Origin of the sequence: Sphingomonas sp. BE138 (assembly GCF_031456125.1) — a bacterium.
Classification (GTDB): domain Bacteria; phylum Pseudomonadota; class Alphaproteobacteria; order Sphingomonadales; family Sphingomonadaceae; genus Sphingomonas.
On sequence record NZ_JAVDUC010000005.1, the window covers coordinates 17840 to 42575 of the forward strand.

Here is a 24736-nt window from a genome sequence, read left to right on the forward strand (position 1 = left end):
CGCTGCCTCCTTGCCTGTTGCCGGGCGCGATCGTGGCGCCGGGCAGCGTCACCTCGTGCAAGGCAACTTCCGCGGTGTCAGGCGATTAGCATGCCGCCGTTAACAATCGGATGCAAGCACGGGGAAATTAGCGTGTGTTGCCCGCGAGATAGCGCGCCAGCGGATCGATCAGCTCCTCCGGGATGCGGCGTGCGATGACCGGCATTACGTTCTGGGGCAGCCGCGCGTCGATCTCCTTGCCGTCGCCTTTCCAGTAGCGCAGCCGCGCGGCGATATAGGTCGCGCGCTGCCCGGCGAGAACCGGCTGCGGCTTGCCCGCGCCGTGGCAGCTGGCGCAGGCCGGCAATTGCCGTTCGGGCAAGCCGCGCTCGACGATCACGCGCGCGCGCGGGTCGCCTTGCGGAGTCGCCTGCCCGGTACCGGGCTCAATACCGGGCCCGATACCGGGCATCGCGGCGAAATGCCGCGCCAGCGCGCGGCGCTCCGCCGGCGTCAGCACCGCGGCGGCATTGCCCATCACCGCGCTGGCGCGGCGGCCATCGGCATAGGCGGCCAGCGCCGCCTCGAGGTAACCCGCGCGCTGCCCACCCAGTACGGGTATGTCGGGCTGGCCGCGACCGCGCCCGTCCTCGCCGTGGCAGGCGACGCAGCCGGCCAGCACGTTGCTGCCGAGTGCGCGCACATCGGTGATCCCCGCCCCCTGTGCCTCGCCCGCCAGCGCGCGATATCGTGCCGGTGTCATGCCGGGCAGCCGGCGGACGAAGGCGACCATGCGGCGGATCTCGTCGTCCCGCCCTTCCGCCCCCCACGCCGGCATCCCCGAATATTTCACGCCGTGGCGCAGGATGTAGAACAGCTGCCCGTCGGTCCATTGCGCGGCGTTGACCGACAGGTCGGGCGCGGGCGGCATCGCCTTCTGCATCACCGGCGACGGGCGCTGGCCGGGCGCGCCGTGGCACGTCGCGCAGGCGGCGGCGAAATGCCCGGCGGCGCTCACCAGCTGACCGTCGGTCGCGATCGGGTCCTTGGGCGAATCGAAGAAGCTGTGCGTCTTCACCGAATTGCGCATCGTCCAGTGCAGGAACCATTCGGTCACCGCCCAATGCCCCGACGAGGCGGCGATGTTGAAAATGCCCGACCAGGCGAACAGCAGCGCGGCGAGCACGATGCCGAGCAGCGCGGCACCCGCGCGTTTCCAGGTGAGCCGGATCGTCATGCCGCCGCCCGCTCCCGCAACAAGGTGCCGAGCAGCGCGAGACCGCCCAGGCAATAGACCGCACCGCCGATCACCAGCATCACCACGCCGCCGAGCTGCTGGTCGGTCAACGCATCGAGACCGGGCGCGGGATGCATCGCCATCATCGCGTACAGCGGCCGCGACGCCAGCCCGATCAATGCGCCGAGCAAGGTCATGTGCATCGAGGTGAGCAGCAGCGCCGCGACCCCGCCCGCCGGATGCGCGAACGCCGCGCGCCACAGCCCGACGCCGACGATCAGGAACATCGCCTGCTCGATCAGTGCGACGGCGACGTGCGTGTCCGCCAGGTCGCGCAACGCCGGCGCGTGCCACGCCCAGACGACGACGAACTCGATCGTGGCCCAGCCAAGCGGCCCGCCCGCCCCAAGGAGACCGTCATTCCCGCGCAACCGGCAATCCAGACGCGCAGGTCCATCGAAAGAAACGCAACCGTCAGAGGTTCTGGGTTCCCGCCTCCGCGGGAATGACGGGGAAAGCGCCAGCACCGGTGCCGCCAGCGCCACTGCACCCATATGCGCCGCCATGTGCCCGGTCATGCCCAGACCGGCGAACCCCAGCATCGTCGCCGCCAGCGCGAGCAAGATTCCCGCCGCGATCACCGGCAATCCGTCAGCATCAGCGCCGGCACCGCGGTGAAGATCACCGCGATGAAGCTCAACCCCGCCAGCAGCAGCGTCGACATCGCCAGGAAGCGCAGCCGGTCGATGTCGGTGCCCTGGTCGTGCGGTGCGGGGTCGCCGGGCGTGTGGGTCTGGACCCATGCCACCCACCCCGACGCGACGATGATCGCCTCCGCGACGATCGTGCCGATGACGAAGGCGACCGTGAAGCGCGGCAGCTCGCCCAGCTTGGCGCAGCTTACCGCCGCCCAGAGATAGCAGAAGAGGAAGTGCACCGCCCAGACGCTCGGCGGCACGATCAGCGTCCACAAGGTGACGCGTACCTCGCGAAGGCGGTGGCGGATGCCCCGCCGCTCGGGGCCGCGCGGCGCTTCGTTCTTCATGCCGCCCCCGGGAACAGGCCGATCGTGGCGTAGGTGACGATCGCGGTCAGCGCCATGAAATGCTGATAGACGGTGATGTTGCGCACATCGGCGTCGTGGCGCGGCGTCATCTTGCCCGCGACGCTGCGCGCCAGCGTGTACAGCTGCATGATCGCGCCGACCCCGGAATGCGCCGTCGTCCAGATCACCAGCGTCCAGACGATCGCGGGATAGACGTGCAGCTTCGGCGCCATCCCCGACAGCCACGGCCCGGCCAGCCCGGCGCCGATCGCCGCCAGCGACGCGACCGCCCCCAGCCCCAGCAAGGTGCGCGCGATGCCGACCGCGCCGCGGCGGTTCGTCTCGCGCGCAGCGATCGTCATCGCCCAGCCCGCCAGCGACACCGCCAGCGCGACCATCGGCCAGAACGCACCGGGCCCGTCGAGCCCGGCGCCGCTCGGCGGCCAGTCCTCATGCCGGGTCCAGAAGAAGTAATAACCGAACACCAGCCCCGAGAAGGCGGTCGCGTCGGCCATCATCGTGATGAACATCGCCCACCAGCCGCTGGCCGATGCGCCGGAGATATACAGCGGCAGCTCGATCCCGTGCCCGATCGGTTTGCAGTCCTTCTCCGGGATCTCCGCGGTGCCGGTCCACAGCCACCACAGCACCATCGCCAGCGTGACGACCGCGCCGACCAGCGCCGCCCAGTAAAGGTGATAGGTCGTCAGGATGAACACGCTGCCCAGCGCGATCGCGGTCAGCATCGGCTTGATGCTCGGCCCGCCCAGCCGGATGACCTGCACCGGCCGCGCGTCGAGCACGCTGGTGATGATCGTCTCACGCCGGCCTTCCTCCGCATCGGGCAGGAAGAAGCGGCCCTCGTCGACCTTCTTCACGAAGTCCGGCTGGTCCCAGATCGGGTAGCGGCTCTCGATCAGCGGGACCGACCGTATGCCCCAATCCTCGTCGTCCGGATGCGCGAGCCACTCCAGCGTGCCCGCGCTCCACGGGTTGCGCGGGCTCTTTTGCCGCCACGGACTGCGCGCGAGGTCGAAGCAGATCAATGCGACCCCGGCGGCGAACACCCACGACCCCAGCGTCGAGGCCATGTTGAGCCCGCCGATCCCCAGTTCCTCGGGATAGGTGAACACGCGGCGCGGCATGCCTAGCAGGCCGGAGAAATGCATCGGGAAGAAGGTGAGGTTGGCGCCCGCGAACAGCAGCCAGAAGGCGGTGCGACCGATGCGGTCGGACAGTTTCTTGCCGGTGATCAGCGGCCAGTAATAATAAAGTCCGCCGAACAGCGGGATCAGCGTGCCGCCGATCAGCACGTAATGCAGGTGCGCGACGATGAAATAGGTGTCGTGCGCCTGCCAGTCGAACGGTGCGATCGCCACCATCACGCCGGTCAGCCCGCCGATGACGAAGATCGCGATCGAGCCCGTCGCGTAGAGCAACGGCGTCGACCAGACCACGCGTCCAGCCCACAAGGTTGCGATGAACGCGAAGATCTGGATACCGGTGGGGATCGCCACCGCTTCGGAGGCGGCGGAGAAGAAGGCGAGGCTGATCTTCGGCAGCCCGGTCGTGAACATATGGTGGACCCACAGCCCGAACGACAGGAACGCCGTTCCCACCGCCGCCAGCACGATCCACGGATAGCCGAGCAGATGCCGTCGCGCGAAAGTCGGCACGATCATCGCGAACAGCGCGATCGACGGCAGGAAGACGATATAGACCTCCGGGTGGCCGAAGATCCAGAACAGGTGCTGCCACAGGATCGGGTCGCCGCCCTTGGCCTGGTCGAAGAACGGCCAGCCGAGCAGCCGCTCCATCTCGAACAGCACGTCGCCCGCGATCAGCGGCGGGAAGGCGAACAGGATCATCACCGCCACGACCAGGATGTACCAGGCGTAGAGCGGCATCAGGTTCAGCCGCATCCCCGGCGGCCGGCATTTCAGCACGCCGACGATCAGCTCGACCGCCGCCGCCACCGACGACACCTCGATGAAGCTGAGCCCCAGCATCCAGATGCCCGCGCCCAGCCCCGACAGGTCGGTGCGGGTGGTGAACGGCGGATACATGAACCATCCGCCGTCGGGCGCGACGTTGAAGAAGATCGAGCCCGAGACGAAGACGCCGCCGATCAGGAAGCTCCAATAGCCGAACGCCGACAATCGCGGGAACGGCAGGTCGCGCGCACCCAGCAGCTGCGGCAACAGGATGATCGACACCGCCTCGAACATCGGCACCGCAAAGAGGAACATCATCATCGACCCGTGCAGCGTGAACAGCTGGTTGAAGGTCGCAGGGCTGACGAGGTCGTTGTCGGGGACGGCGAGCTGCGCGCGCATGATCATCGCCAGCACGCCCGCGAACAGCATGAAGCCGAACGCGGTCAGCGTGTACCAGATGCCGACCTGGTTGTTGTTGGTGTCGGTCCAGCGGAAGAACCAGCCCTGCGGCGGTTTCCACACCTCCCGCAGCCGATCTTCCTGCGCGGCCCGCAAGCCGGCGTCGTCCTGCGCGTGGAGGCTCATCGTGGTTGCTCCAGCCAGCGCGCGATCGTCGCGGCGTCCTGCGTGGTCATCTGCGGATAGGCGGGCATCCGGGCGCCAGGCTTCACCCCGGGGGCGTTGCGGATGAAGCGCACCAGATTGGCGTGGGTCAGCTTCTGCATTCCCGCGCCCAGCGACGGGCGGCGGCCGAGGTACGTCAGGTCCGGCCCGATCGCGCCGCCCGCGACCCCCGCCACGGCATGGCACCCGCCGCAGCCGTTGGCGGCGAACAACCGTGCGCCCTCGCCGACGACCGTCGCCGGGGCGCGCCGTGCCGCCAGCCATGCGTCGAACGCCGCCGGCTCCATCGCGACGACGTCGAACGCCATCAACGCGTGGCTGAGCCCGCAGAATTCGGCGCATTGCCCGCGGAAGCGCCCGGCGCGGGTCGCGTGGACGACCAGCTTGTTGGTGCGGCCCGGCACCATGTCTAGCTTGCCCGCCAGCCCCGGCACCCAGAAGCTGTGGAGCACGTCGCCGGCCTCCAGCAGCAATTCGACATCGCGCCCGACGGGCAGGCGCAGCTCATTCGAATCGTCGACCGCCGCCTGCCTGGGCGGCTGGTAACGGACCCGCCACCAGAATTGCTCGCCGGTGACGGTGACGCGCAGGTCGTCGGGCTGCACACGGATCGGGCGCATCGCCGGCAGCGTCGCGATCAGTAGCGTCAGCAGCACCACGGTCGGCACCACGCCGCCCGCCCACAGCACCAGCCGCATGCCCTGTCGATGCGTCAGCGCGCCCTCCCGGCTGCGCTGCGCCGTAAACATCAGTACGCCGACCGCGGCTGCAATGACGACGGCGCCGACCACCATCCAGCCGGTCAGCCCGGCCAGCCACCCGGCTTCCGTGCCGAACGTATTGAATGCGGATTGCCGCCCCGACCCGAAGATAATCGCCCCCTGCCCCAACCTATGTTGAAGGCGCGGTGCGGGGCTTTGTTCCTTCGTAACGGTGACGTTATGTTGCTGCGCCTCCAGGCCAAATGCCGTCACTCCCGCGGAGGCGGGAATGACGAAGGGGAGGGCGAGGGCGAGAAGGGATCGCATCACCCCCGCCACCGTTACCGCCTGCGATGAGCGAGCGAAACGATCACCCGTGGTGGGAACGCGGCACCGTCTACCAGATCTACCCGCGCTCCTTTCAGGACAGCGACGGCGATGGCGTCGGCGACCTGGCCGGGATCGAGCGGCGGCTCGACCATGTCGCCTCGCTCGGCGTCGATGCGATCTGGCTGTCGCCGATCTTTCCCTCGCCGATGGCCGACTTCGGCTATGACGTCGCCGATTATTGCGGGGTCGAGCCGCTGTTCGGCGATCTCGCCGGTTTCGACCGGCTGCTCGCCGCGGCCCATGCGCGCGGACTGAAGCTGCTGCTCGACTTCGTCCCGAACCATACGTCCGACCGGCACCCGTGGTTCGTCGAGAGCCGCCGAGGGCCCGACAGCGCGAAACGCGACTGGTACATCTGGCGCGATCCCGCCCCCGATGGCGGCCCGCCCAACAACTGGATCAGCGATTTCGGCGGCTCGGCCTGGGAATATGACGCGGCGAGCGGCCAATATTACCTCCACGCGTTCCTGAAGCAGCAGCCCGACCTGAATTGGCGCAACCCGGCGGTGAAGGCGGCGATGCTCGACGTCATGCGCTTCTGGTTCGATCGCGGGGTCGACGGCTTCCGGATCGACGTGCTGTGGCATATCGTGAAGGCCGAGGGCTTTCCGGACAATCCGCCGAACCCCGATTGGCGCCCCGGCATCACCGAGCGCGACCGGCTGATCCAGCAGCATTCGACCGACCAGCCCGAAGCGCACGCGATTGCGGCCGAGATGCGCGCGCTGGCCGACGGGTACGGCGCCGGGGCGGAGGGGCGCGTGCTGATCGGCGAGATCTTCCTGCCCAACGACCGGCACGCACGCTGGTACGGCACGCCCGAGCGGCCGCAGGTCCACCTGCCGTTCAACTTCCAGCTGATCGAGAATGCGTGGGATGCCGCCGGCCTGCGCGCGATGATCGCGGCGTACGAGGCGAGCCTGCCGCCCCACGGCTGGCCGAACTGGGTGATCGGCAGCCACGACGCACCGCGGATCGCCGCGCGCATCGGCGAGGCGCAGGCGCGGGTCGCGGCGATGCTGCTGCTCACGCTACGCGGTACCCCGACGCTGTACCAGGGCGACGAGATCGGGATCGGCGAGGTCGACATCCCGCCCGAGCGGGTGCGCGATCCGCAGGAGCTGCGCCAGCCCGGCATCGGGATCGGACGCGACCGCTCGCGCACGCCGATGCCGTGGGATGCGTCGCCGTTCGCGGGCTTCTCGAGCGCCGAGCCATGGCTGCCGCTCAACCCCGACTGGCCGTTGCGCAACGTCGCGGCGCAGGACCGTGACGCCGGGTCGATGCTGGTGCTGTACCGCCGGCTGCTGGCGCTGCGACGCGCGCATCCGGCGCTGTCGATCGGCGATTTCCGGTTGCTGGAGGCGGCGGACGGCGTGCTGGCGTATGAGCGGCGGCATGGCGAGGAGGTGTTGCGGGTGGCGCTCAATATGACGCGGCGCGCCATTACCTTTCACTGGGCCGGCGACGCACTCGCGTCGACGCTGGATGGCGATCCCGAACTCGGGATGCTCTACGCAGATGAGGGCCTGATTTTCAGGCCTTAGCCGTCACTCCGGCGGAGGCCGGGGTCCAGTTGGGACACGGTCCCGCATCCCACGAAGCGCCCGCCACTGGACCCCGGCCTCCGCCGGGGTGACAATGCAGGGGGAAAGTAACAAGGACTATCACCCATGAAGATCGCCATGCTCGCCCCGATCGCGTGGCGGACGCCCCCGCGCCATTACGGGCCGTGGGAACTGGTCACGCACCTCCTCACCGAGGCGCTGGTCGAGCGCGGGGTCGACGTCACGCTGTTCGCGACGCTCGACAGCGTGACCGGCGCGACGCTCGACGGAGTCGTCCCCGCACCCTATTGCGAGGATCCATCGATCGACGCGAAGGTGTGGGAATACCGCCACCTCAGCCACCTGTTCGCCCAGGCCAATCGCTTCGACCTGATCCACAACCAGGCGGATTTCCCCGCGCACGCCTTCGCGCCGCTGGTCGACACGCCGATGGTCACGACGATCCACGGCTTCTCGTCGGACCGCATCCTGCCGATGTACGCGCCCTTTCAGGACCGGGTGCACTATGTCGCGATCAGCGATGCCGACCGGCACCCGCGCCTGCGCTACGCCGCGACGATCCACCACGGCATCCCGCTCGACGACTTCCGCTTCCACGCAGCGGGCGGCGACGACCTGCTGTTCTTCGGGCGACTCCATCCGGACAAGGGCGCGGCGGAGGCGATCGCCGCCGCGCGCGCGTCCGGACGTGCGCTCGACCTCTACGGGATCGTGCAGGATCAGGGCTATTACGACCGGGCGGTCGCGTCCCAACTGGACGCACGGGTCCGCTACCACGGCGCGGTCGGCGGCGAGGCGCGCATCGCGGCGCTGGGGCAGGCACGCGCGCTGCTCCACCTCATCAACTTCGACGAACCGTTCGGGCTGTCGGTGATCGAGGCGATGGCGTGCGGGACGCCGGTGATCGCGACGCGGCGCGGGTCGATGCCCGAGCTGATCGAACACGGCGTCACCGGCTTCCTGGTCGAAAGCCCCGCCGAGGCGGTCGCCGCGATCGCCCGCGCCGGCGAGATCGATCGCGCCGCCTGCCGGCGCGCGGTCGCCGAACGGTTCAGCGTCGCGCGGATGGCGGACGACTATATTGCGCTCTACCGGCGCATTCTGGGCGCATGATCCCTATCTGACCGGCATGACCGAGAAACGCGCCACGCTCTATCGGATGGTGATGCCGTCGCACACCTGCCCCTACGGCCTGAAGGCCAAGGACCTGCTCGAACGCCGCGGCTACACCGTCGACGACCATTGGCTGCGCACCCGCGCCGAAACCGACGCCTTCAAGGCCGAGCATGGCGTCAAGACCACGCCGCAGACCTTCATCGGCGAGAGGCGCATCGGCGGCTATGACGACGTGCGGCGCTTTTTCGGCATCCACGTGCCGCCCGCGGGCGCGACGAGCTATCGCCCGGTCGTCGCGGTGTTCGCGATGACCGCGCTGATGGCACTCGCCGCCAGCACCGCCGCGTTCGGCACCGCGTTGACGATGCGCGCGGGCGAGTGGTTCGTCGCGTTCAGCATGTGCGTGCTCGCGCTGCTCAAATTGCAGGATGTCGAGACCTTCTCGACAATGTTCCTCAACTACGACCTGCTGGCGAAGCGCTGGGTCCGCTACGGCTATGTCTATCCGTTCGCGGAAGGGCTGGCCGGCGTGCTGATGGTCGCCCACGTCGCCGATTGGCTGTCGGTGCCGATCGCGCTGTTCATCGGCACCGTCGGCGCGGTGTCGGTGATAAAGGCGGTCTATGTCGACAAGCGCGAGCTGAAATGCGCCTGCGTCGGCGGCGCGACGCGCGTGCCGCTGGGGTTCGTGTCGCTGACCGAAAACGTGATGATGATCGCGATGGCGGTGTGGATGGCGCTTGCCTGACCCCTCCATCCGTCATTCCCGCGAAGGCGGGAAGCCAGAACTTCTGACGTCTCGACTGTTGCGAGGACCTGCGCGTCTGGATTCCCGCCGTCGCGGGAATGACGCCAAGGCCGCTAGACGACGGGCGGGCGTCACAGATGCCGCTTGCCCAGCTTTCGCGCCAACGTCCGCCGGTGCATCCCCAGCCGCCGCGCAGCCTCGGACACGTTGAACCCGCAATCCGCCAGTGTCTGGTGGATATGCTCCCATTCCAGCGTCCTGAGCGAGGTCGGCGAGGCGACCAGCTCGACGCTGGCGTCGCCTTCCCCGCTGGCCTGGAAGGCCGCCTCGATATCGTCGGAATTGGCCGGCTTGGAGAGGTAGTTGGTCGCGCCCAGCTTCACCGCCTCCACCGCGGTCGCGATGCTGGCGAAGCCGGTCAGCACCACGATCCGCATCTGCGCATCCAGCGCGTGGAGCCGCGCCACGCAGGCGAGGCCGGATGCGTTGCCGAGCCGCAGGTCCACCACCGCGTGATCGGGCCTCAGCGCCGCGACCACCGCGTCGAGATCGTCGGGATCGGCGATCGCGCGCACCTGATAGCCGCGCCGCTCGAACGAGCGTGCCAGCGTGCGCGCGAACACCTCGTCGTCCTCGATGATGAGCAAGCGTCGGTCGGTCATGCGCCCTCCTCCGGCACCGCGATCGCGGCGATCGGCAGCGTCAGCGTCACCTCGCCCCCGCCGCCCTCGCGGTTGCGCGCCGACACTGCGCCGCCCAGCGTCCGAAGCACGTTGACCGCCAGGAACAGCCCCAGCCCCGCGCCGCGCCGCGCCTTGGTGCTCAGATACGGCTTGCCGAGCCCGTCGAGGATCGCCGGCGCGAAGCCGCGGCCATCGTCGCGCACCGACAGCACCAGCCGGTCGCCGTCCCACCAGGCGCACAGCGCGATCGTGCGCCCGCCGGCCTCCAGCGCATTGTCGAGCAGGTTCGTGATCGTCTGCGCCAGCGCCTTGTCGGCGACGATCCGCGGGTCGCCGGTCATCAGATGCTCATAGGCCGCCGCCACCCCGGTCTTGCCGCGCCAGTCGCCGACGATCCCCGCCAGGAAGGTGCGCAGCGTCGTGCGCACCGGCGCGATCCCGCGCACCTCGCCCGAGGCGAGCAGTACCTGGCTGAGGATGTCCTTGCAGCGGGTGACTTCGGTGCGCATGTCCTCCAGATCGGCGAGCAGTGCGGGCGAGGCGGCGATCGCGGGCTCGCGCCGCCAGTCGCCCAGCATCACCGCGATCGACGACAGCGGCGTGCCGAGCTCGTGCGCGGCACCGCTGGCGAGCAGGCCCATGCGGACGATATGCTCCTCCTCCGCCGCGCGTTGCCGCAAGGCGGCGAGCCGCGCGTCATGCTCGGAGACGTTGCGCACGATCCGCGTGACGAACAGCGCCAGCAGCGTCGCGGTCAGGGTGAAGTTGAACCAGCTGCCCGCGACGTAGGGGGTCGACAGCGACGACGCCCAGCCCGGCGGCAGTGCGAACGGCGGCGCGGCGTGCGCGAGCCACGCGAACAGCGCGCTGGTCAGCGCCACCATCGCCCAGCTGGCATGATCGCGCAGCAGCAGCGCCGCGATCACGACCTGGAGCAGGAACAGGGTGACGAAGGGGTTGCCCACCCCTCCGCTGAGATACAGCTGCGTCGTCAGGCACGCGACGTCGACGAGCAGCGTCGCGAACAGCGCGCCGTACGTGATCGGCCGCCGGCCGACGAGCTGCCCGATCGCCAGGTTGAGCGCGACCAGCACCGCCACCGCGCCCAGCATCGGTACCAGCGGCAAGCGCACCCCGACGACGAAATGCACCAGCGCGATCGCGGCGAGCTGCCCGCCGACCGCCAGCCAGCGCAGGATCGACAACAGCCGCACGTTGCGCCGCCCCGCGTCCTCGCGCAGCCCGGTTCCGGCGATGATGTCAGAGGCGGGCATTGAGTCTTCCTTACGCCCAAGCACGCAGGAAGCGCCACCATGCAGATGGCCGGGTCGTCGCAGCGACGCGGCCATCCGCGCGGGTCAGGTCAGGCTGAGTGATGCCTCGTTGATGCGACCGATCTCTACCAGCACGTCGGACGTCTGCCGTGACAATCCCCTGACCTCCTCCGCGACGACCGCGAAGCTGCGCCCCTGCGATCCCAGCCGGGCGGCCTCGATGCTGGCGTTCAACGCCACCAACCGGGTATCCGACGCGATCCGGCCGACCTTGTCGAGCATCGCGCGCGCCTCGCGCGCGAGTCCGTCGCGGCGCACGCTGGCGCCTCGCAGGTTGCGTTCGTGGGTCGCATCGACGAACGTCAGCACCGCGCCGCCCTCGCGCAGCGGGTGAAAGCCGATCTCCAGGATCTTCCCGTCGTCGAAATGATGGTCGAAGGTCCGCGAGCATCGCTCCTCCGCCCACAGGCGATGGTTGCGAACGATCGCCGCGCGCCGCTCCGCAGGCCACCCCACCCGCTCGCCGATCCGCTCGATATAGTCGGTCAGCGTGTCACCGGCCGCGATCGCCGTCCGTCCGAGGTCGAAGATCGTGCTGACGCACGGGTTGATCAGGCGGATGCGCTCGTCGCGATCATAGATGACGATCCCGTGACGCATATGCGCCACGACGATGTTCAGTTGCTCCGATGCATCATCCAGTTTCGACACGCGACCACCTCTTCTATCCTGAGTTAGGATCGAAAGGTTGCCGGCCTGTTACCGCAATCATGAGGTTCCGGTTCCCCGATCACGCTCCCGGCGCTCACCGCCCGCGCGTGCGATGCGCCAGGCGAAGAACCCCATCATCGCCGACAGCGTGAACCACGTCACCGCATAGACCAAGTGATTGTTGCGGAAGGTGACGACGGTGAGCCCGCCGCGCGGTCCGGTGTTGCCCGGCACGGCGTCGGCATCGACGAAGAACGGCGCGACCGGCCCCAGCCGCCGCGCCGCCGCGATCGCGTCGATGTCGCGCGAGTACCAGCGGTCGGCGGCCGGATCGTTGTTGCGCAGGAAGCCGCCGCCCGGCTCCGTGACGCGCAACAGCCCGGTCACGCGCGCCGGCCCCTCGGCCATCAGTGCCGGGTCGCGACGCGGCACGAAGCCGCGGTTGACGAGGATCGTGCCGCGCGCGGTGTCCAGCGGCGACAGCACCCAGAAGCCGGCGCCGGCGTCGGTCACGGCCTGCGCGAACACCGGCGGTACCGGGCGCCAGCGCCCCGCTACCACGAGGCGGGTGTAGGCGTCGTCGGCGCCGATCGTCGCCCAGCGCGACGGCGGGGGCGGCGCGACCGGCGGGGCGGCGAGCCGCCGCTCCACGCGGTCGATCAGCGCGAGCTTCCACGCGCGCCGCTCGACCTGCCACACGCCGAGCCCCGCCAGCAGCACCGCGCCCAGCAGCGCGAGCGCGGCAAAGGCCCAGCGCCCCCGCATCACATGCCGCCGCTCGACTGCTCCATCTGCATGCCGGGCATCATGTTGAGGTTCATGTGGTACATCACCCACAGCGACCCGGCGATGACGATGAGCACGATAATCGCGGTGAAGATCAGCGCGAGCATCGTCCAGCCGTTCTCCGACTTGGTGTTCATGTGCAGGAAGTAGATCATGTGGACCACGATCTGCACCAGCGCGAGCGCGATCACGATCCCGGCGGTGACGCGCGGATCGGGGATGATCCCGCTCATCACCAGCGCGAAGGCAGGTGCGGTCAGCAGCACCGACAGGATGAAGCCGATCCAATATTCCCGCCGCGATCCGTGCGCCGCGCCGCCATGGTCGTGGGCGTGGCGGTCATGCGCATCGTGAACGTGGTCGTGCCCGTGGGCGGGGGCGTGGCCGTGCGTATCGGCGCTCATCAGCGGAGCACTCCCAACAGGTAGACGAAGGTGAAGACGCCGATCCAGATGACGTCCAGGAAGTGCCAGAACAGCGACAGGCACTGGAGGCGACGCAGATTGGCGGGCTCCAGCCCACGCCGCGCGACCTGCACCATCAGCGTCACCAGCCAGACGATGCCGAAGGTGACGTGCAGCCCGTGCGTACCGACCAGCGTGAAGAACGACGACAGGAACGCCGAGCGCCACGGCCCCGCGCCTTCGTGGATCAGGGTGCTGAACTCGTACAACTCGATCGACAGGAACGCCGCGCCGAACACGCCGGTGACGCCCAGCCAGCGCAGCGTCGCCGCCTTGTTCTGCTCGTCCGCGTTCAGCATCGCGAAGCCGTAGGTGATCGACGACAGCAGCAGCGCGGTCGTGTTCACCGCGACCAGCGGCAGTTCGAACAATTCCTTCGGCCCCGGTCCGCCGGCATAGCTGCCGCCGTATACGCCGTAGGCGGCGAACAGCATCGCGAAGATCAGGCAGTCGCTCATCAGGTACAGCCAGAAGCCCAGCATGGTGCTGGCGCCCGGCGGATGCTCATGCTCGTCCAGGTCGTAGTAAGAGGGCGCCTCGGTACCCGGCGCCGTCTGCGTCGTCGTGCTCATCGTGCTCACACCCCCGCCTGCTGGAGCGCGCGGGTGCGCGCATCCTCGCTGTTGACGACGTCCTCGGCGGGAATGTGGAAGTCGCGGTCGTAGTTAAAGGTATGCCCGATGGCGGTCGCGATCAGTGCCGCGAACGACAGCGCCGCCAGCCACCAGACGTACCAGATCATCGCCGCGCCGAAGACGGTCGACAGCCCGGCCAGGATGATCCCGGCGCCGGTGTTCTTGGGCATATGGATCGCGCGGAAGCCCGTGGTCGGACGCTCGGCCTTCTTCGACTTCATGTCGTGCCAGGCGTCGAGATCGTGGACGACCGGCGAGAAGGCGAAGTTATAGGCCGGCGGCGGCGACGAGGTCGCCCATTCCAGCGTCCGCCCGTTCCACGGATCACCCGTGACGTCGCGCAGCTTCTCGCGATCGCGGATGCTGACGTAGAATTGCATCAGCATCGAGCCGATCCCGGCGGCGATGATCAGCGCGCCGATCGCGGCGATCACGAACCAGATCTGCAGCGACGGATCCTCGAAGGCGCGCAGGCGGCGGGTGACGCCCATCAGCCCCAGCACGTACAGCGGGGCGAACGCGACCCAGAAGCCGACCACCCAGCACCAGAAGCTGATCGTGCCCCAGAACTTGTCGAGCTTGAACCCGAAGGCCTTGGGCCACCAATAGTTCACGCCCGCGAACATCCCGAACAGCACGCCGCCGATGATGACGTTGTGGAAGTGCGCGATGAGGAACAGCGAGTTGTGGAACTGGAAGTCGGCCGGCGGCACCGCCAGCATGACGCCGGTCATCCCGCCGATCACGAAGGTCAGCATGAACGCGACCGCCCACATCATCGGCAGCTCGAAGCGGATCCGTCCCCGATACATCGTGAACAGCCAGTTGAAGATCTTCGCGCCCGTCGGGATCGAGATGATCATCGTCGTGATGCCGAAGAAGCTGTTGACGCTGGCGCCCGATCCCATCGTGAAGAAATGGTGCAGCCACACCAGGTACGACAGGATGCAGATCACGATCAGCGCGTAGACCATCGAGGTGTAGCCGAACAGCCGCTTGCCCGAGAAGGTCGAGACGACTTCCGAGAACACGCCGAACGCCGGCAGGATCAGGATGTACACCTCCGGGTGGCCCCAGATCCAGATCATGTTCACGTACATCATCGGGTTGCCCCCGCCGGTGTTCGTGAAGAAGTTGGTGCCAACGTAGCGGTCGAGGCTGAGCATCGCGAGGACGGCGGTCAGCACCGGGAAGGCCGCGACGATCAGGACGTTGGTGACCAGCGCCGACCAGGTGAAGATCGGCATCTGCATCAGGCTCATGCCCGGCGCGCGCATCTTGACGATGGTGGTCAGCAGGTTGACGCCGGACAACAGCGTGCCGACGCCGGCGATCTGCAACGCCCAGATATAGTAATCGACGCCGACATCGGGCGAGTAATCGAGCCCCGACAAGGGCGCCATCGCCAGCCACCCGGTCCGTGCGAACTCGCCGACGAACAGGCTCATCATCACGAGCACCGCGCCGCTGACCGTCATCCAGAAACTGAAATTGTTCAGGAACGGGAAGCTGACGTCGCGCGCGCCGATCTGGAGCGGAACGACAAAGTTCATCAGCCCGGTGACGAACGGCATCGCCACGAAGAAGATCATGATGACGCCGTGCGCGGTGAACACCTGGTCATAATGGTGCGCGGGCAGGAAGCCTTCGCTGCCGCCAAAGGCCATCGCCTGCTGCGCGCGCATCATCAGCGCATCGGCGAAGCCGCGCAACAGCATGATGATCGCCAGCACGATGTACATGATGCCGATCTTTTTGTGATCGACGCTGGTGAACCACTCCTTCCAGAGATAGCCCCACAGCTTGAAATAGGTCAGCGCGCCGAGCACCGCCGCGCCGCCGATCGCCACCATGATGAAGGTGCCGACCAGGATCGGCTCGTGGATCGGGAAGCTCTCGAGCGTCAGCCGCCCGAAGATCGTCTTGATGAGGTCGTCCGACATGCTGTCCTCAAGCCTCCTTGGAGGCGTTGGCGCGCCGCAGCGCGGGATGGTCGAGCCCGAGCGTGTCGAGCCTGGTCATGTTGCGGTTGCCCGCCCCCGGATCGTTCGCACCCGGCGCGGCCCCGTGCGGGGCGCTCAGGTGCGGGCTCTCGCCCTTTTCGTCCGCGTCGCGGGTCAGCGCGCCTTCGGGTTCGTCGGCACGTTGCGGCCGGTCGTTCACCGCCGGGCCGGCGTGCGACATATTCTCCATGCAGCTGGTGCCCGGCTTCACGCACATCGCGACGACGCGCTTGAACAGGCCGGGGTCGACGGTGCCGAAGCCGATCGGGCGCACCTTCTCGCTGGGCGCGGCCAGCTTGAGGTAGGTCGCATTGTCCAGCTGCCAGCGGTTGCGCTTAACGCCAGCGGCCCATTGCGCGAAGCGCGCCGGCGACACCGAATGCGTCCAGAAGGTCATGTGCGAGAAGCCGGCGCCCGAGTAATTGCCCGAGCGGCCCTCGAACTTGCCGGTGCGGTTCAGCACGCCGTGCAGCACCGTCTCCATGCCCGGCATGGTGTAGATCATCCCGGCCATCGCCGGCACCCACAACGCGTTCATGACGCTCGACGAGGTCATGGTGAACTTCACCGGACGGTCGACCGGCACGACCAGTTCGTTGACGGTCGCGATCCCCTGCTCGGGGTAGATGAACAGCCACTTCCAGTCGAGCGAGACGACCTGCACCTCCAGCGGCTTGACGGCCGCCGCCACCGGCTTGCCCGGCGCGGTGCGCGCCAGCGGGCGGTACGGGTCGAGCGTGTGCGTGCCGACCCAGGTCAGCGCGCCCAGCGCGATGATGATCAGCAGCGGCGCGGCCCAGATCACCAGCTCGAGCCCGGTCGAGTGATCCCAGTCGGGCTCGTACGCCGCCTCGGTATTCTGTTCGCGATAGCGCCAGGCGAACAGCACCGTCAGCGCCATCACCGGCACGATGATGAGCAGCATCAGCACCGTCGACCACACGATCAGGCTGGACTGCTGCGCGGCGACGTCGCCGGCGGGGTTCATCACGACGGTGTTGCACCCGCCGAGCGCGACGAGCGCGATCGCGGCCGCCAGGTGGCGGACGAAAGGCGGGCGGCCGGGCGCGGAACGACGGGTCATGGGGGCGGGACGACGGGTCATGGTCGCGCAGCTAGGCTTTGCTGCGTCGCAGCGGAATAGGACATTTTGTCCCATCCACGCGCGCGATGGTTTAGGGTAGGGCTCCGCCGGAATACGTCCGTCCGACCGATCGGGAATGAATATGGCCACCGCTTCGTCCACGCCGCTCGAGCAGGATGCTCGCGCCCTTCATAGCAAAGGCGACCACGATGTGCGCCCCGGTGAGATCGCGATCGGCGTCATCATCGGGCGGACCTCGGAATTCTTCGACTTCTTCGTCTATGCGATCGCCTCGGTCATCGTCTTCCCGGCGGTGATCTTCCCCTACATGGAACCGATCGCCGCGACCCTGTGGTCGTTCGCGCTGTTCCCGCTCGCCTTCATCGCGCGCCCGATCGGGACGCAGATCTTCATGAAGCTCGACCGCCGCTACGGCCGCGGGACCAAGCTGACGATCGCGCTGTTCCTGCTCGGCACCTCGACGGTGCTGGTCGCCTTCCTGCCCGGCTACGACACGATCGGCCATTGGTCGGCGATCCTGCTGGCGCTGTTCCGCGTCGGCCAGGGAATCGCGCTGGGCGGTGCGTGGGACGGCCTTCCGTCGCTCCTCGCGCTCAACGCTCCCGACCGGCAGCGCGGCTGGTGGGCGATGGTGCCGCAGCTCGGCGCGCCGCTCGGGCTGATCGTGGCGAGCGCGCTGTTCGCCTTCTTCCTCTCGACGCTGGAGCCGGTCGACTTCATCTCCTGGGGCTGGCGCTATCCGTTCTTCGTCGCCTTCGCGCTGAACGTCGTGGCGCTGTTCGCGCGGCTGCGCATCGTGGTGACCCCGGAATATGCCGAGCTGTTCCACAGCCGCGAGCTGACCCCGTCGCGCGTGACCGCAACCGTCAAGGCGCAGTGGCGCAACATCATCATCGGCGCGTTCGCGCCGCTGGCCAGCTTCGCCCTGTTCCACATGGTGACGGTGTTCCCGCTGTCGTGGGTGGCGCTGTACACGCGCGAGGACATCTCGACCTTCCTGATGATCGAGGTGCTGGGCGGCGTCGTCGGGCTGGGCGCGATCGTGCTGTCCGGGCTGCTCGCCGACCGGATCGGACGGCGCAGCGTGCTCGGCTACACCGCCGCCGGCATCGCGGCGTTCAGCGGCTTCGCGCCGACGCTGCTGAACGGCGGACGCGCCGGCGAGATCCTGTTCATGGTGATGGGGTTCCTGCTGCTCGGCATCTCCTTCGGCCAGTCGTCGGGCGCGGTGACCAGCAACTTCCCCAAGCGCGCACGCTATACCGGCGCGGCGCTGACCTCGGACCTCGCGTGGCTGTTCGGCGCCGGCTTCGCGCCGCTGGCGGCGCTGGCGCTGACGCAGGCGTTCGGGCTGGTCGCGGCGGGCGGGTACCTGCTGTCGGGTGCGCTCGGCACGCTGATCGCGCTGGGGCTGAACGTGGAACTGGCGCGCCGCCTCGACTGAGGCCGCGCGCGGCTGCGGCCACGAAAAAGGGCGGGCGCGATGGAAATCGCGACCCGCCCTTTTTGTTGATCCGCAGCCCGGCTTCCCAAGCCGTCATCCCCGCGGAGGCGGGGATCCAGACGCGCAGGTCTTCGCAAGGACCGGAACGTCGGAGATTCTGGATTCCCGCCTGCGCGGGAATGACGGAGGGATGTGTGGAAACCGGCGTGCTATCTCAGTCCGGCTTCTTCGCCACGCCGACCAGCGCCGGGCGCAGGAGGCGGTCCTTGATCATCCAGCCCGACTGCATCTCCTGCACCACCGTGCCCGGTGCCGCGTCGCTCGGCATCTCCATCATCGCCTGATGCTTGTTGGGATCGAGCGGCTGGCCCATCGCCTCGATCTTGGTCAGGCCGTGCCGGCCGAACACGTTCGCCAGCTCGCGCCCGGTCGCCTCCAGCCCGGTCACCAGCCCCTTGAACTTCTCGTCCTCGCGCAGGCTCGCCGGGATCGCGGCCAGCGCACGGTCGAGATTGTCGGCCACCGACAGCACGTCGCGCGCGAAGCCGGTCGCGGCATAGGCGCGCGCATCGGCGGCGTCCTTTTCGGCGCGGCGACGGACGTTCTGGATGTCGGCCTGCGCATAGAGCGTCTCCTGCCGGGCGGCGGCGAGCTGCTCCTCCAGCTCCGCGACCCGCGCCGCGGCGGCGTCATGCTCCGCGACCTCGGGGGCGGCGTCAGCGGTCGCTTCGCGCAGGTCGTCGGCGGGATTGGCGTTCTCGGTCATGGTCGTCCTGTTCTTCTACGTCGAATTGCCGCGCCTCACCCGAGCAACCGGGTGAGCGTCGCGGCCGTAAAATCCACCATGGGCACGACGCGCGCGTAGTTCAACCGCGTCGGCCCGATCACCCCGACCACGCCGACGACGTTGCCGTCGCGGCCCCGGAACGGCTTGGCGATCACCGACGAGCCGCTGAGCGTGAACAACTTGTTCTCCGCGCCGATGAAGATCCGCGTCGCGTCGCCCGCGCGCGCCGAGTCGAGCAGCGCGGCGACCTCCTGCTTGCCGTCGAGATCGTCGAGCAGCGCGCGCACCCGTTCCAGGTCGGCGGCGTCGGCATCGTCGAGCAGCCGCCCGTGCCCGCGCACGATCAGCACCGGACGCCGGGCGCCATCCTCGCTCCAGATCGCCAGCCCGCGCTCGACCAGCGTGCGCGCCGCGGCGTCGAGCGCGGAGCGGCCCGCCGCCACCTCGCGCTCCAGCCGCGCGCGCGCCTCGCCCAGCGTCAGCCCGGCGAGCGTCGCGGTCATGTAATTTCCCGCCTCGACCAGTGCGCCCGGCGCGACGCCGGGCGGCAGGTCGATGACGCGATTCTCGACCCCGCCGTCCTCGCCGACCAGCACCGCCAGCGCCTGGACCGGCCCCAGCGGCACGAAACCGATCGAGCGCAGCACCGCCTCGCGCTTGGGCACCATCACCAGCCCGGCGCACGCCGACAGCCCCGACAAGGCGGCGGTGGTCGCCGCCAAAGCCTCCTCGACCGGCCCCCCGGTGCCGGCGCGCGCCTCGATCTGCTTGCGTTCGTCATCGGTCGGCGCGTGCGCCTGCATCATGCCGTCGACGAACAGCCGCAGCCCGCGCTCGGTCGGCATCCGCCCCGCCGACGTGTGCGGCGCGGTCAGCAGCCCGGCCAGCTCCAGCTGCGCCAGCACGCCCCGGATCGAGGCCGGCGACAGGTTCAGCCCCGCCTGCGCCAGCGTCCGCGATCCGACCGGCTGACCGCTTTCCAGATAGCCGTCGACGACGCGGCGAAAGATATCGCGCGCGCGATCGGTCAGCTCGGCGATGGGCGGCGATGGGCTCACGCACCAGGATGTATGCAAAGCGGCGGCGCGGCTCAACCGCCCGCGCCTTCATCTTTCGGCAACCTCGGCACGCCATGGTGACAAGCAAGGAAGATCAGTAATGTACGACGTATCATTCGACCAGGATGCCCATCTGCTCGCGATCCGCTGGCACCGGATCTTCACGCCCGCCGAGGTCGCGACCTACACGCAGGACGTGATGCGCGGCTTCCTGGCGGCGCGCTTCCGCCCCGGCTATCGGCTGATGATCGACATGAGCGCGTGCGGCCCGCAACCGCAGGATACGCTGGCCGCCTTCGCACGGCACATGGCGCCGTTCCCGAAGGCGAGCCGGATCGCGATCGTCGCGGTCGGCGCGATCCTGCGCACGCAGGTACGCCGCGTCATGACGCAGCCGTACATGCAGGTCTTCGACGACCCCGCGACCGCACGCGCGTGGCTGACGGCGTAGGCGCGTCCCTGAACGGGCGGGGACGACCTTACGTTATTCCCTCCCGATGAACCCCGCGATCGGCAGCACCCGCGGGGCGGCGGCAAGCGTCTCGCGCAACGTGCGGTTCCGCTCCATCCCGCAGCCGAAGTAGAAGTGCAGGCGGCGCTCGCTCTCGCCCGCCCAGGTCACGTCGGCGCTCGGCATGTCGGTCGCGATATCATCCCCGCACAGCGACCGGTCGCGCTCGTAATCGAGCACGCCCTGCGCCGGTCGATAGGGCGCGAGCATCGCGGCGAACCGGCGATAGGCGGCGGGGTCGGCGGTGAACGCCCGCACACCCGTCACCGCGGTGAAGCGCTGCCCCTCGAACGTCCCTGTCCCGTCGGGCCGGATCGTCACCCGGTACACCGGACACGCCCCGAAGCACGCCCCGGTCGCCAGCGTGATCGCCTCGCCCGCCGCCGCCGTGCCGCCGGGCCGCGCCGCCGCGTGCGTGCACCCCGCCACCAGCGCCGCCGCCATCATCATCGCCCGCATCATATCCCTCCCGCTTGTCGCTGGCGCACCCGCACCAACCGGGCTAGGGCGTGGACGATCCGACCTTGAGGAGAGTTGAATGCGCCCCAGCGGCCGCACCCCCGACCAGATGCGCCCCATCACGATCGAGCCGCGCTTCACGCGCCATGCGGAGGGCTCGGTGCTGATCGGCTTCGGCGATACCAAGGTGCTCGTCACCGCGTCCGTCGAGGAGCGCGTGCCGCCGTTCCTGCGCGGCAAGGGCCAGGGCTGGGTGACGGCCGAATACGGGATGCTCCCGCGCGCCACGCACACGCGCGGCAGCCGCGAGGCCGCCAAGGGCAAGCAGTCCGGCCGCACGCAGGAGATCCAGCGGCTGATCGGCCGGTCGTTGCGCGCGGTGACCGACCTCGGCGCGCTCGGCGAGCGGCAGATCACGCTCGACTGCGACGTGATCCAGGCCGACGGCGGCACGCGCACCGCCTCGATCTCGGGCGCCTGGGTCGCGCTGCGGCTGGCGGTCGACGGGCTGCTCGCCTCGGGCAAGCTGACCGCCGATCCGATCAAGCAGAAGATCGCTGCCGTTTCGTGCGGCATCTACCAGGGCAACCCGGTGCTCGACCTCGATTACGTCGAGGATTCGAACGCCGATGCCGACGCCAATTTCGTGCTGCTCGAAAACGGCCATATCGCCGAGGCGCAGGCGACCGCCGAGCACGCCACCTATGACGAGGAAGCGCTGCTGCGGCTGCTCCGCCTCGCCCGGATCGGCTGCAACGAGATCTTCGCCGCACAGGGCCGCGCGGTCGCATGAGCGGGGAAGGCATGGATCCGCAGGCGATCCGCAAGCTGAAACCGGGCAGGCTGGTGATCGCCAGCCATAATGCCGGCAAGGTGCGCGAGATCGGCGCGCTGCTGGAGGGCTATGGCCTCGAGGTCATCTCGGCGGGCGCGCTCGACCTGCCCGAGCCCGAGGAGACCGGCACCACCTTCGTGATGAACGCCGAGCTGAAGGCGCGCGCGGCGGCGGACCTGTCGGGGCTGCCGGCGCTGGCCGACGACAGCGGCCTTTGCGTCGACGCGCTGGGCGGCGATCCCGGCATCTTCTCGGCGCGCTGGGGCGGCCCGGAGAAGGACTTCGCGCAGGCGATGCGGCTGGTCGAGGACAAGCTCGCGGCGATCCCGGACGCGCCGCGCGACGCGCATTTCATCTGCGCGCTGGCGCTGGCGTGGCCCGACGGCCATGTCGAATGGTTCGAGGGGCGTGTCGACGGCACGCTCGTCTGGCCGCCGCGCGGGCACAAGGGGCACGGCTACGACCCGGTGTTCCTGCCGGTCGGCCATGACGCCACCTTCGGCGAGATGGACGAGCCGGCGAAGAACGAGATCAGCCACCGCGGCGACGCCTTCCGGCAAATGGTCGCGGCGGTCTTCTGACGGCCCGGACTCGCCTACCCGCGGCCGTCATTCTCGCCACCTTTCCCGTCATTCCCGCGAAGGCGGGAATCCAGAAACTCTGACCTGTCGGCTCTACCGAGGGACCTGCGCGTCTGGATTCCCGCCTGCGCGGGAATGACAGTCTGGGAATGATCCCCGACGTCAGCCGTTCTCAATACGCCCGCCGCCCCCGCACCTCGCCGCCCGGCGCATAGCGGCACACCAGGAAATCGTCGCTCTGCCCGGGCACCATCGCGCAGCCGACCTCCGTGGTGTCGCGCCACACGATCTGCGCGTAATGCGCGGCGTCCTGCCAGCGGCCGGTGCGGCTGAAGCGCGGGCTGGGCGCGTTGCGGAAGTTGCGCCGCTCTTCGATCCAGTAGCGCGCCATCTCGCCATAATCGTAGCCGCCGCGCGTGCCCGCGAACAGGTTTTCGCCCTGCCATGCCGCCCCTGCCGGTTGCGCGGCATGGAACAGCCGTCCGCTGCGCGCCAGCACCCGCGCATGCGCCGCCGCCGCCTCGGCCAGCGTCGGGCTCCACGCCAGCGGGGCGAGCCCCACCTCGCCGCGCGCGCGATTGTGGACGTCCAGCATCGCGCGCTGGAGCAGCGAGGCATCGCGTGACGGCGTCGGCGGCCGCATCCGCCACTCGACGCCGGCGGCGACACCGGGCGTGCAGCAAAGGACGGCGAGCAGCAACGCGACGAATCGACGAAAAACCATCGTCGGCGGGAATGGCGCGCGCCCGTGCGTGCTGCAACATGGATCAGCGCCCGCCTGCGCCGCATGTGGCCTTTGCTGCGACGAACCGCCATATGCGCCGCCATCATGGCAGTGATCGACCTCGTTCCCTCCGGCCGCGCCGCGGCAGCCGCCCGCGACCGTGCGGCGCGTGCGGCGGCGCCGCTGGCGCTCTACATCCACTGGCCGTTCTGTGTCTCGAAATGCCCTTACTGCGACTTCAACAGCCATGTCCGCGCCACCGTGGACGAGGCGCAGTGGCACGACGCGCTGCTCGCCGACCTCGCCCACGAAGTCGCGCAGATGCCGGGGCGGCGGCTGGGCTCGATCTTTTTCGGGGGCGGCACGCCGTCGCTGATGCCGCCGCGCACCGTCGCCGCGCTGATCGAGGCCGCGACCGCCGCCTGGACGCCGGTCGGCGACGTCGAGATCACGCTGGAGGCCAATCCGTCGTCGGTCGAGGCGGCGCGATTCGCCGATCTGGCCGCGACGGGGGTGAATCGCGTCTCGCTGGGGCTACAGGCGCTCGACGACGACGCACTGCGCTTCCTCGGCCGCGCGCATGACGTGCGCGAGGGGCTCGGCGCGCTGGAGGTGGCGCAGCGCAGTTTCGCGCGGGTCAGCTTCGACCTGATCTATGCGCGCCCCGGCCAGTCGCCCGACGCCTGGGACGCCGAGCTGGCGCGTGCGCTGTCGTTCGGGACCGAGCATCTGTCGGTCTACCAGCTGACGATCGAGCCCGGCACGCGCTTCGCGACCGAGGCGGCGGCGGGGCGGCTGGCGATCCCCGACGGCGACGCCGCCGCCGACCTGTTCGAGCTGACCCGCGCGCGCACCGCCGCCGCCGGGCTGCCGGCCTATGAGATCTCCAACCACGCGCGTCCCGGCGCGGAGAGCCGCCACAACCTCGCTTACTGGCGCTACCGCGATTATGCCGGCATCGGCCCCGGTGCGCACGGGCGGCGCGACCATCTCGCCACCTTCCGCCGCAAGAAGCCGGAAAACTGGCTGGCGGCGGTCGCGCGCAACGCGCACGGGATCGAGAGCGAGGAACCGCTGGACGCCGCGACCCGCGTCGGCGAGGCGCTGCTGATGGGGCTGCGGCTGCGCGAGGGCGTCGATGTCGAGGGTATCGCGGCGGCCGGCGGGATGCGCGTCGAGGAGATCGTCGACCTCGCCGCGATCGCTGCCTTGCCCGAGCTGATCGTGCGCGAGGGTCCGCGATTGCGGGTGACCGAGGCGGGGATGATCCTGCTCGACGCTATCCTGCCGAAGGTGGTGCGGTAGCCCCCTCGTGCCCGCCCCTGCCCGTC

25 protein-coding genes are annotated in these 24736 nt (G+C 69.2%); 8 read left to right on the forward strand and 17 right to left on the reverse strand.

What is annotated here, in order from left to right; genetic code table 11:
- Nucleotides 1–127: 127 nt before the first annotated feature.
- Genes J2Y58_RS08295 through coxB form a run of 5 tightly spaced genes read right to left on the reverse strand, consistent with a single transcriptional unit; the run spans nt 128 to nt 5850 of the window.
- Nucleotides 128–1216 carry a c-type cytochrome gene (locus tag J2Y58_RS08295; RefSeq protein WP_310101374.1) on the reverse strand — a complete coding sequence of 363 codons (1089 nt, stop codon included), beginning with the start codon at nt 1214–1216 and terminating at the stop codon, nt 128–130.
- On the reverse strand, nt 1213–1857 hold the full coding sequence (locus J2Y58_RS08300; RefSeq protein ID WP_310101377.1) for a cytochrome c oxidase assembly protein: 645 nt from the start codon (nt 1855–1857) through the stop codon (nt 1213–1215). The genes J2Y58_RS08295 and J2Y58_RS08300 overlap by 4 nt, the downstream gene beginning before the upstream one ends.
- Entirely contained in the window at nt 1854–2261 is a 408-nt protein-coding gene (locus J2Y58_RS08305; RefSeq protein WP_310101380.1) for a hypothetical protein, read from the reverse strand. Before J2Y58_RS08305 ends, J2Y58_RS08300 begins: the two co-directional genes overlap by 4 nt.
- Nucleotides 2258–4783 (reverse strand): cbb3-type cytochrome c oxidase subunit I, encoded by a 2526-nt coding sequence (locus J2Y58_RS08310; RefSeq protein ID WP_310101383.1) that lies wholly within the window; start codon nt 4781–4783, stop codon nt 2258–2260. Before J2Y58_RS08310 ends, J2Y58_RS08305 begins: the two co-directional genes overlap by 4 nt.
- Nucleotides 4780–5850 carry a cytochrome c oxidase subunit II gene (coxB, locus tag J2Y58_RS08315; protein ID WP_310101385.1) on the reverse strand — a complete coding sequence of 357 codons (1071 nt, stop codon included), beginning with the start codon at nt 5848–5850 and terminating at the stop codon, nt 4780–4782. The genes J2Y58_RS08310 and coxB overlap by 4 nt, the downstream gene beginning before the upstream one ends.
- 26 nt (nt 5851–5876) lie before the next feature.
- On the opposite strand from coxB, the gene J2Y58_RS08320 reads away from it, so the two are divergent.
- The 3 genes from J2Y58_RS08320 (at nt 5877) to J2Y58_RS08330 (ending at nt 9345) form a co-directional block, all read left to right on the forward strand.
- On the forward strand, nt 5877–7460 hold the full coding sequence (locus tag J2Y58_RS08320; RefSeq protein WP_310101388.1) for an alpha-amylase family glycosyl hydrolase: 1584 nt from the start codon (nt 5877–5879) through the stop codon (nt 7458–7460).
- Between the two features lie 126 nt (nt 7461–7586).
- Nucleotides 7587–8594 carry a glycosyltransferase family 4 protein gene (locus J2Y58_RS08325; RefSeq protein ID WP_310101390.1) on the forward strand — a complete coding sequence of 336 codons (1008 nt, stop codon included), beginning with the start codon at nt 7587–7589 and terminating at the stop codon, nt 8592–8594.
- 16 nt (nt 8595–8610) lie between these two features.
- Complete coding sequence (locus tag J2Y58_RS08330; RefSeq protein ID WP_310101393.1) at nt 8611–9345, forward strand: glutaredoxin; 735 nt, start codon at nt 8611–8613, stop codon at nt 9343–9345.
- Between the two features lie 131 nt (nt 9346–9476).
- Here the strand turns inward: J2Y58_RS08330 and J2Y58_RS08335 are convergent, their stop codons facing one another.
- From J2Y58_RS08335 to cyoA, 8 genes are all read right to left on the reverse strand, one after another.
- Nucleotides 9477–10007 carry a response regulator transcription factor gene (locus J2Y58_RS08335; RefSeq protein ID WP_310101395.1) on the reverse strand — a complete coding sequence of 177 codons (531 nt, stop codon included), beginning with the start codon at nt 10005–10007 and terminating at the stop codon, nt 9477–9479.
- Nucleotides 10004–11302, reverse strand: a complete 1299-nt coding sequence (locus J2Y58_RS08340; RefSeq protein ID WP_310101398.1) for an ATP-binding protein — start codon at nt 11300–11302, stop codon at nt 10004–10006. Before J2Y58_RS08340 ends, J2Y58_RS08335 begins: the two co-directional genes overlap by 4 nt.
- 84 nt (nt 11303–11386) lie before the next feature.
- Nucleotides 11387–12013, reverse strand: a complete 627-nt coding sequence (locus tag J2Y58_RS08345) for a PAS-domain containing protein (protein WP_310101401.1) — start codon at nt 12011–12013, stop codon at nt 11387–11389.
- A gap of 57 nt (nt 12014–12070) precedes the next feature.
- A complete protein-coding gene (locus tag J2Y58_RS08350; RefSeq protein WP_405053087.1) occupies nt 12071–12781 on the reverse strand; it encodes an SURF1 family protein in 711 nt (236 codons plus the stop codon).
- A complete protein-coding gene (gene cyoD, locus J2Y58_RS08355) occupies nt 12778–13203 on the reverse strand; it encodes a cytochrome o ubiquinol oxidase subunit IV (protein ID WP_310101405.1) in 426 nt (141 codons plus the stop codon). The genes J2Y58_RS08350 and cyoD overlap by 4 nt, the downstream gene beginning before the upstream one ends.
- Nucleotides 13203–13835 (reverse strand): cytochrome o ubiquinol oxidase subunit III, encoded by a 633-nt coding sequence (gene cyoC, locus J2Y58_RS08360; RefSeq protein WP_310101408.1) that lies wholly within the window; start codon nt 13833–13835, stop codon nt 13203–13205. Before cyoC ends, cyoD begins: the two co-directional genes overlap by 1 nt.
- Nucleotides 13836–13840: 5 nt before the next feature.
- Entirely contained in the window at nt 13841–15841 is a 2001-nt protein-coding gene (gene cyoB, locus J2Y58_RS08365; RefSeq protein ID WP_310101410.1) for a cytochrome o ubiquinol oxidase subunit I, read from the reverse strand.
- Between the two features lie 7 nt (nt 15842–15848).
- On the reverse strand, nt 15849–16985 hold the full coding sequence (gene cyoA / locus J2Y58_RS08370; protein WP_310101413.1) for a ubiquinol oxidase subunit II: 1137 nt from the start codon (nt 16983–16985) through the stop codon (nt 15849–15851).
- A 136-nt stretch (nt 16986–17121) separates the two neighbouring features.
- Here cyoA and J2Y58_RS08375 point away from each other — a divergent pair, with 136 nt between their 5' ends.
- Complete coding sequence (locus J2Y58_RS08375) at nt 17122–18450, forward strand: MFS transporter (RefSeq protein ID WP_310101416.1); 1329 nt, start codon at nt 17122–17124, stop codon at nt 18448–18450.
- 214 nt (nt 18451–18664) lie between these two features.
- Here J2Y58_RS08375 and grpE read toward each other — a convergent pair whose 3' ends face one another.
- Together grpE and hrcA are read right to left on the reverse strand one after the other, a co-directional pair.
- Complete coding sequence (gene grpE, locus J2Y58_RS08380; protein WP_310101419.1) at nt 18665–19216, reverse strand: nucleotide exchange factor GrpE; 552 nt, start codon at nt 19214–19216, stop codon at nt 18665–18667.
- Nucleotides 19217–19251: 35 nt separating this feature from the next.
- Nucleotides 19252–20295, reverse strand: coding sequence for a heat-inducible transcriptional repressor HrcA (gene hrcA / locus J2Y58_RS08385; protein WP_310101422.1), 1044 nt, complete (start codon nt 20293–20295; stop codon nt 19252–19254).
- Between the two features lie 100 nt (nt 20296–20395).
- Between hrcA and J2Y58_RS08390 the strand changes: the two genes are divergently transcribed.
- Nucleotides 20396–20746 carry an STAS/SEC14 domain-containing protein gene (locus tag J2Y58_RS08390; RefSeq protein ID WP_310101425.1) on the forward strand — a complete coding sequence of 117 codons (351 nt, stop codon included), beginning with the start codon at nt 20396–20398 and terminating at the stop codon, nt 20744–20746.
- 33 nt (nt 20747–20779) lie between these two features.
- On the opposite strand, the gene J2Y58_RS08395 is transcribed toward J2Y58_RS08390, so the two are convergent.
- On the reverse strand, nt 20780–21265 hold the full coding sequence (locus J2Y58_RS08395) for a DUF6438 domain-containing protein (RefSeq protein ID WP_310101429.1): 486 nt from the start codon (nt 21263–21265) through the stop codon (nt 20780–20782).
- A 79-nt stretch (nt 21266–21344) separates the two neighbouring features.
- Between J2Y58_RS08395 and rph the strand changes: the two genes are divergently transcribed.
- Complete coding sequence (gene rph / locus J2Y58_RS08400) at nt 21345–22058, forward strand: ribonuclease PH (protein WP_310101431.1); 714 nt, start codon at nt 21345–21347, stop codon at nt 22056–22058.
- Complete coding sequence (rdgB, locus tag J2Y58_RS08405; protein ID WP_310101435.1) at nt 22055–22681, forward strand: RdgB/HAM1 family non-canonical purine NTP pyrophosphatase; 627 nt, start codon at nt 22055–22057, stop codon at nt 22679–22681. Before rph ends, rdgB begins: the two co-directional genes overlap by 4 nt.
- Nucleotides 22682–22853: 172 nt before the next feature.
- Here the strand turns inward: rdgB and J2Y58_RS08410 are convergent, their stop codons facing one another.
- Nucleotides 22854–23405: a CAP domain-containing protein gene (locus J2Y58_RS08410; RefSeq protein WP_310101438.1), complete on the reverse strand. Its 552-nt coding sequence runs from the start codon at nt 23403–23405 to the stop codon at nt 22854–22856.
- A 105-nt stretch (nt 23406–23510) separates the two neighbouring features.
- Here J2Y58_RS08410 and hemW point away from each other — a divergent pair, with 105 nt between their 5' ends.
- The gene (hemW, locus tag J2Y58_RS08415; RefSeq protein ID WP_310101441.1) at nt 23511–24710 is read left to right on the forward strand and encodes a radical SAM family heme chaperone HemW; all 1200 of its coding nucleotides are present in this window, start codon (nt 23511–23513) and stop codon (nt 24708–24710) included.
- Nucleotides 24711–24736 lie beyond the last annotated feature (26 nt).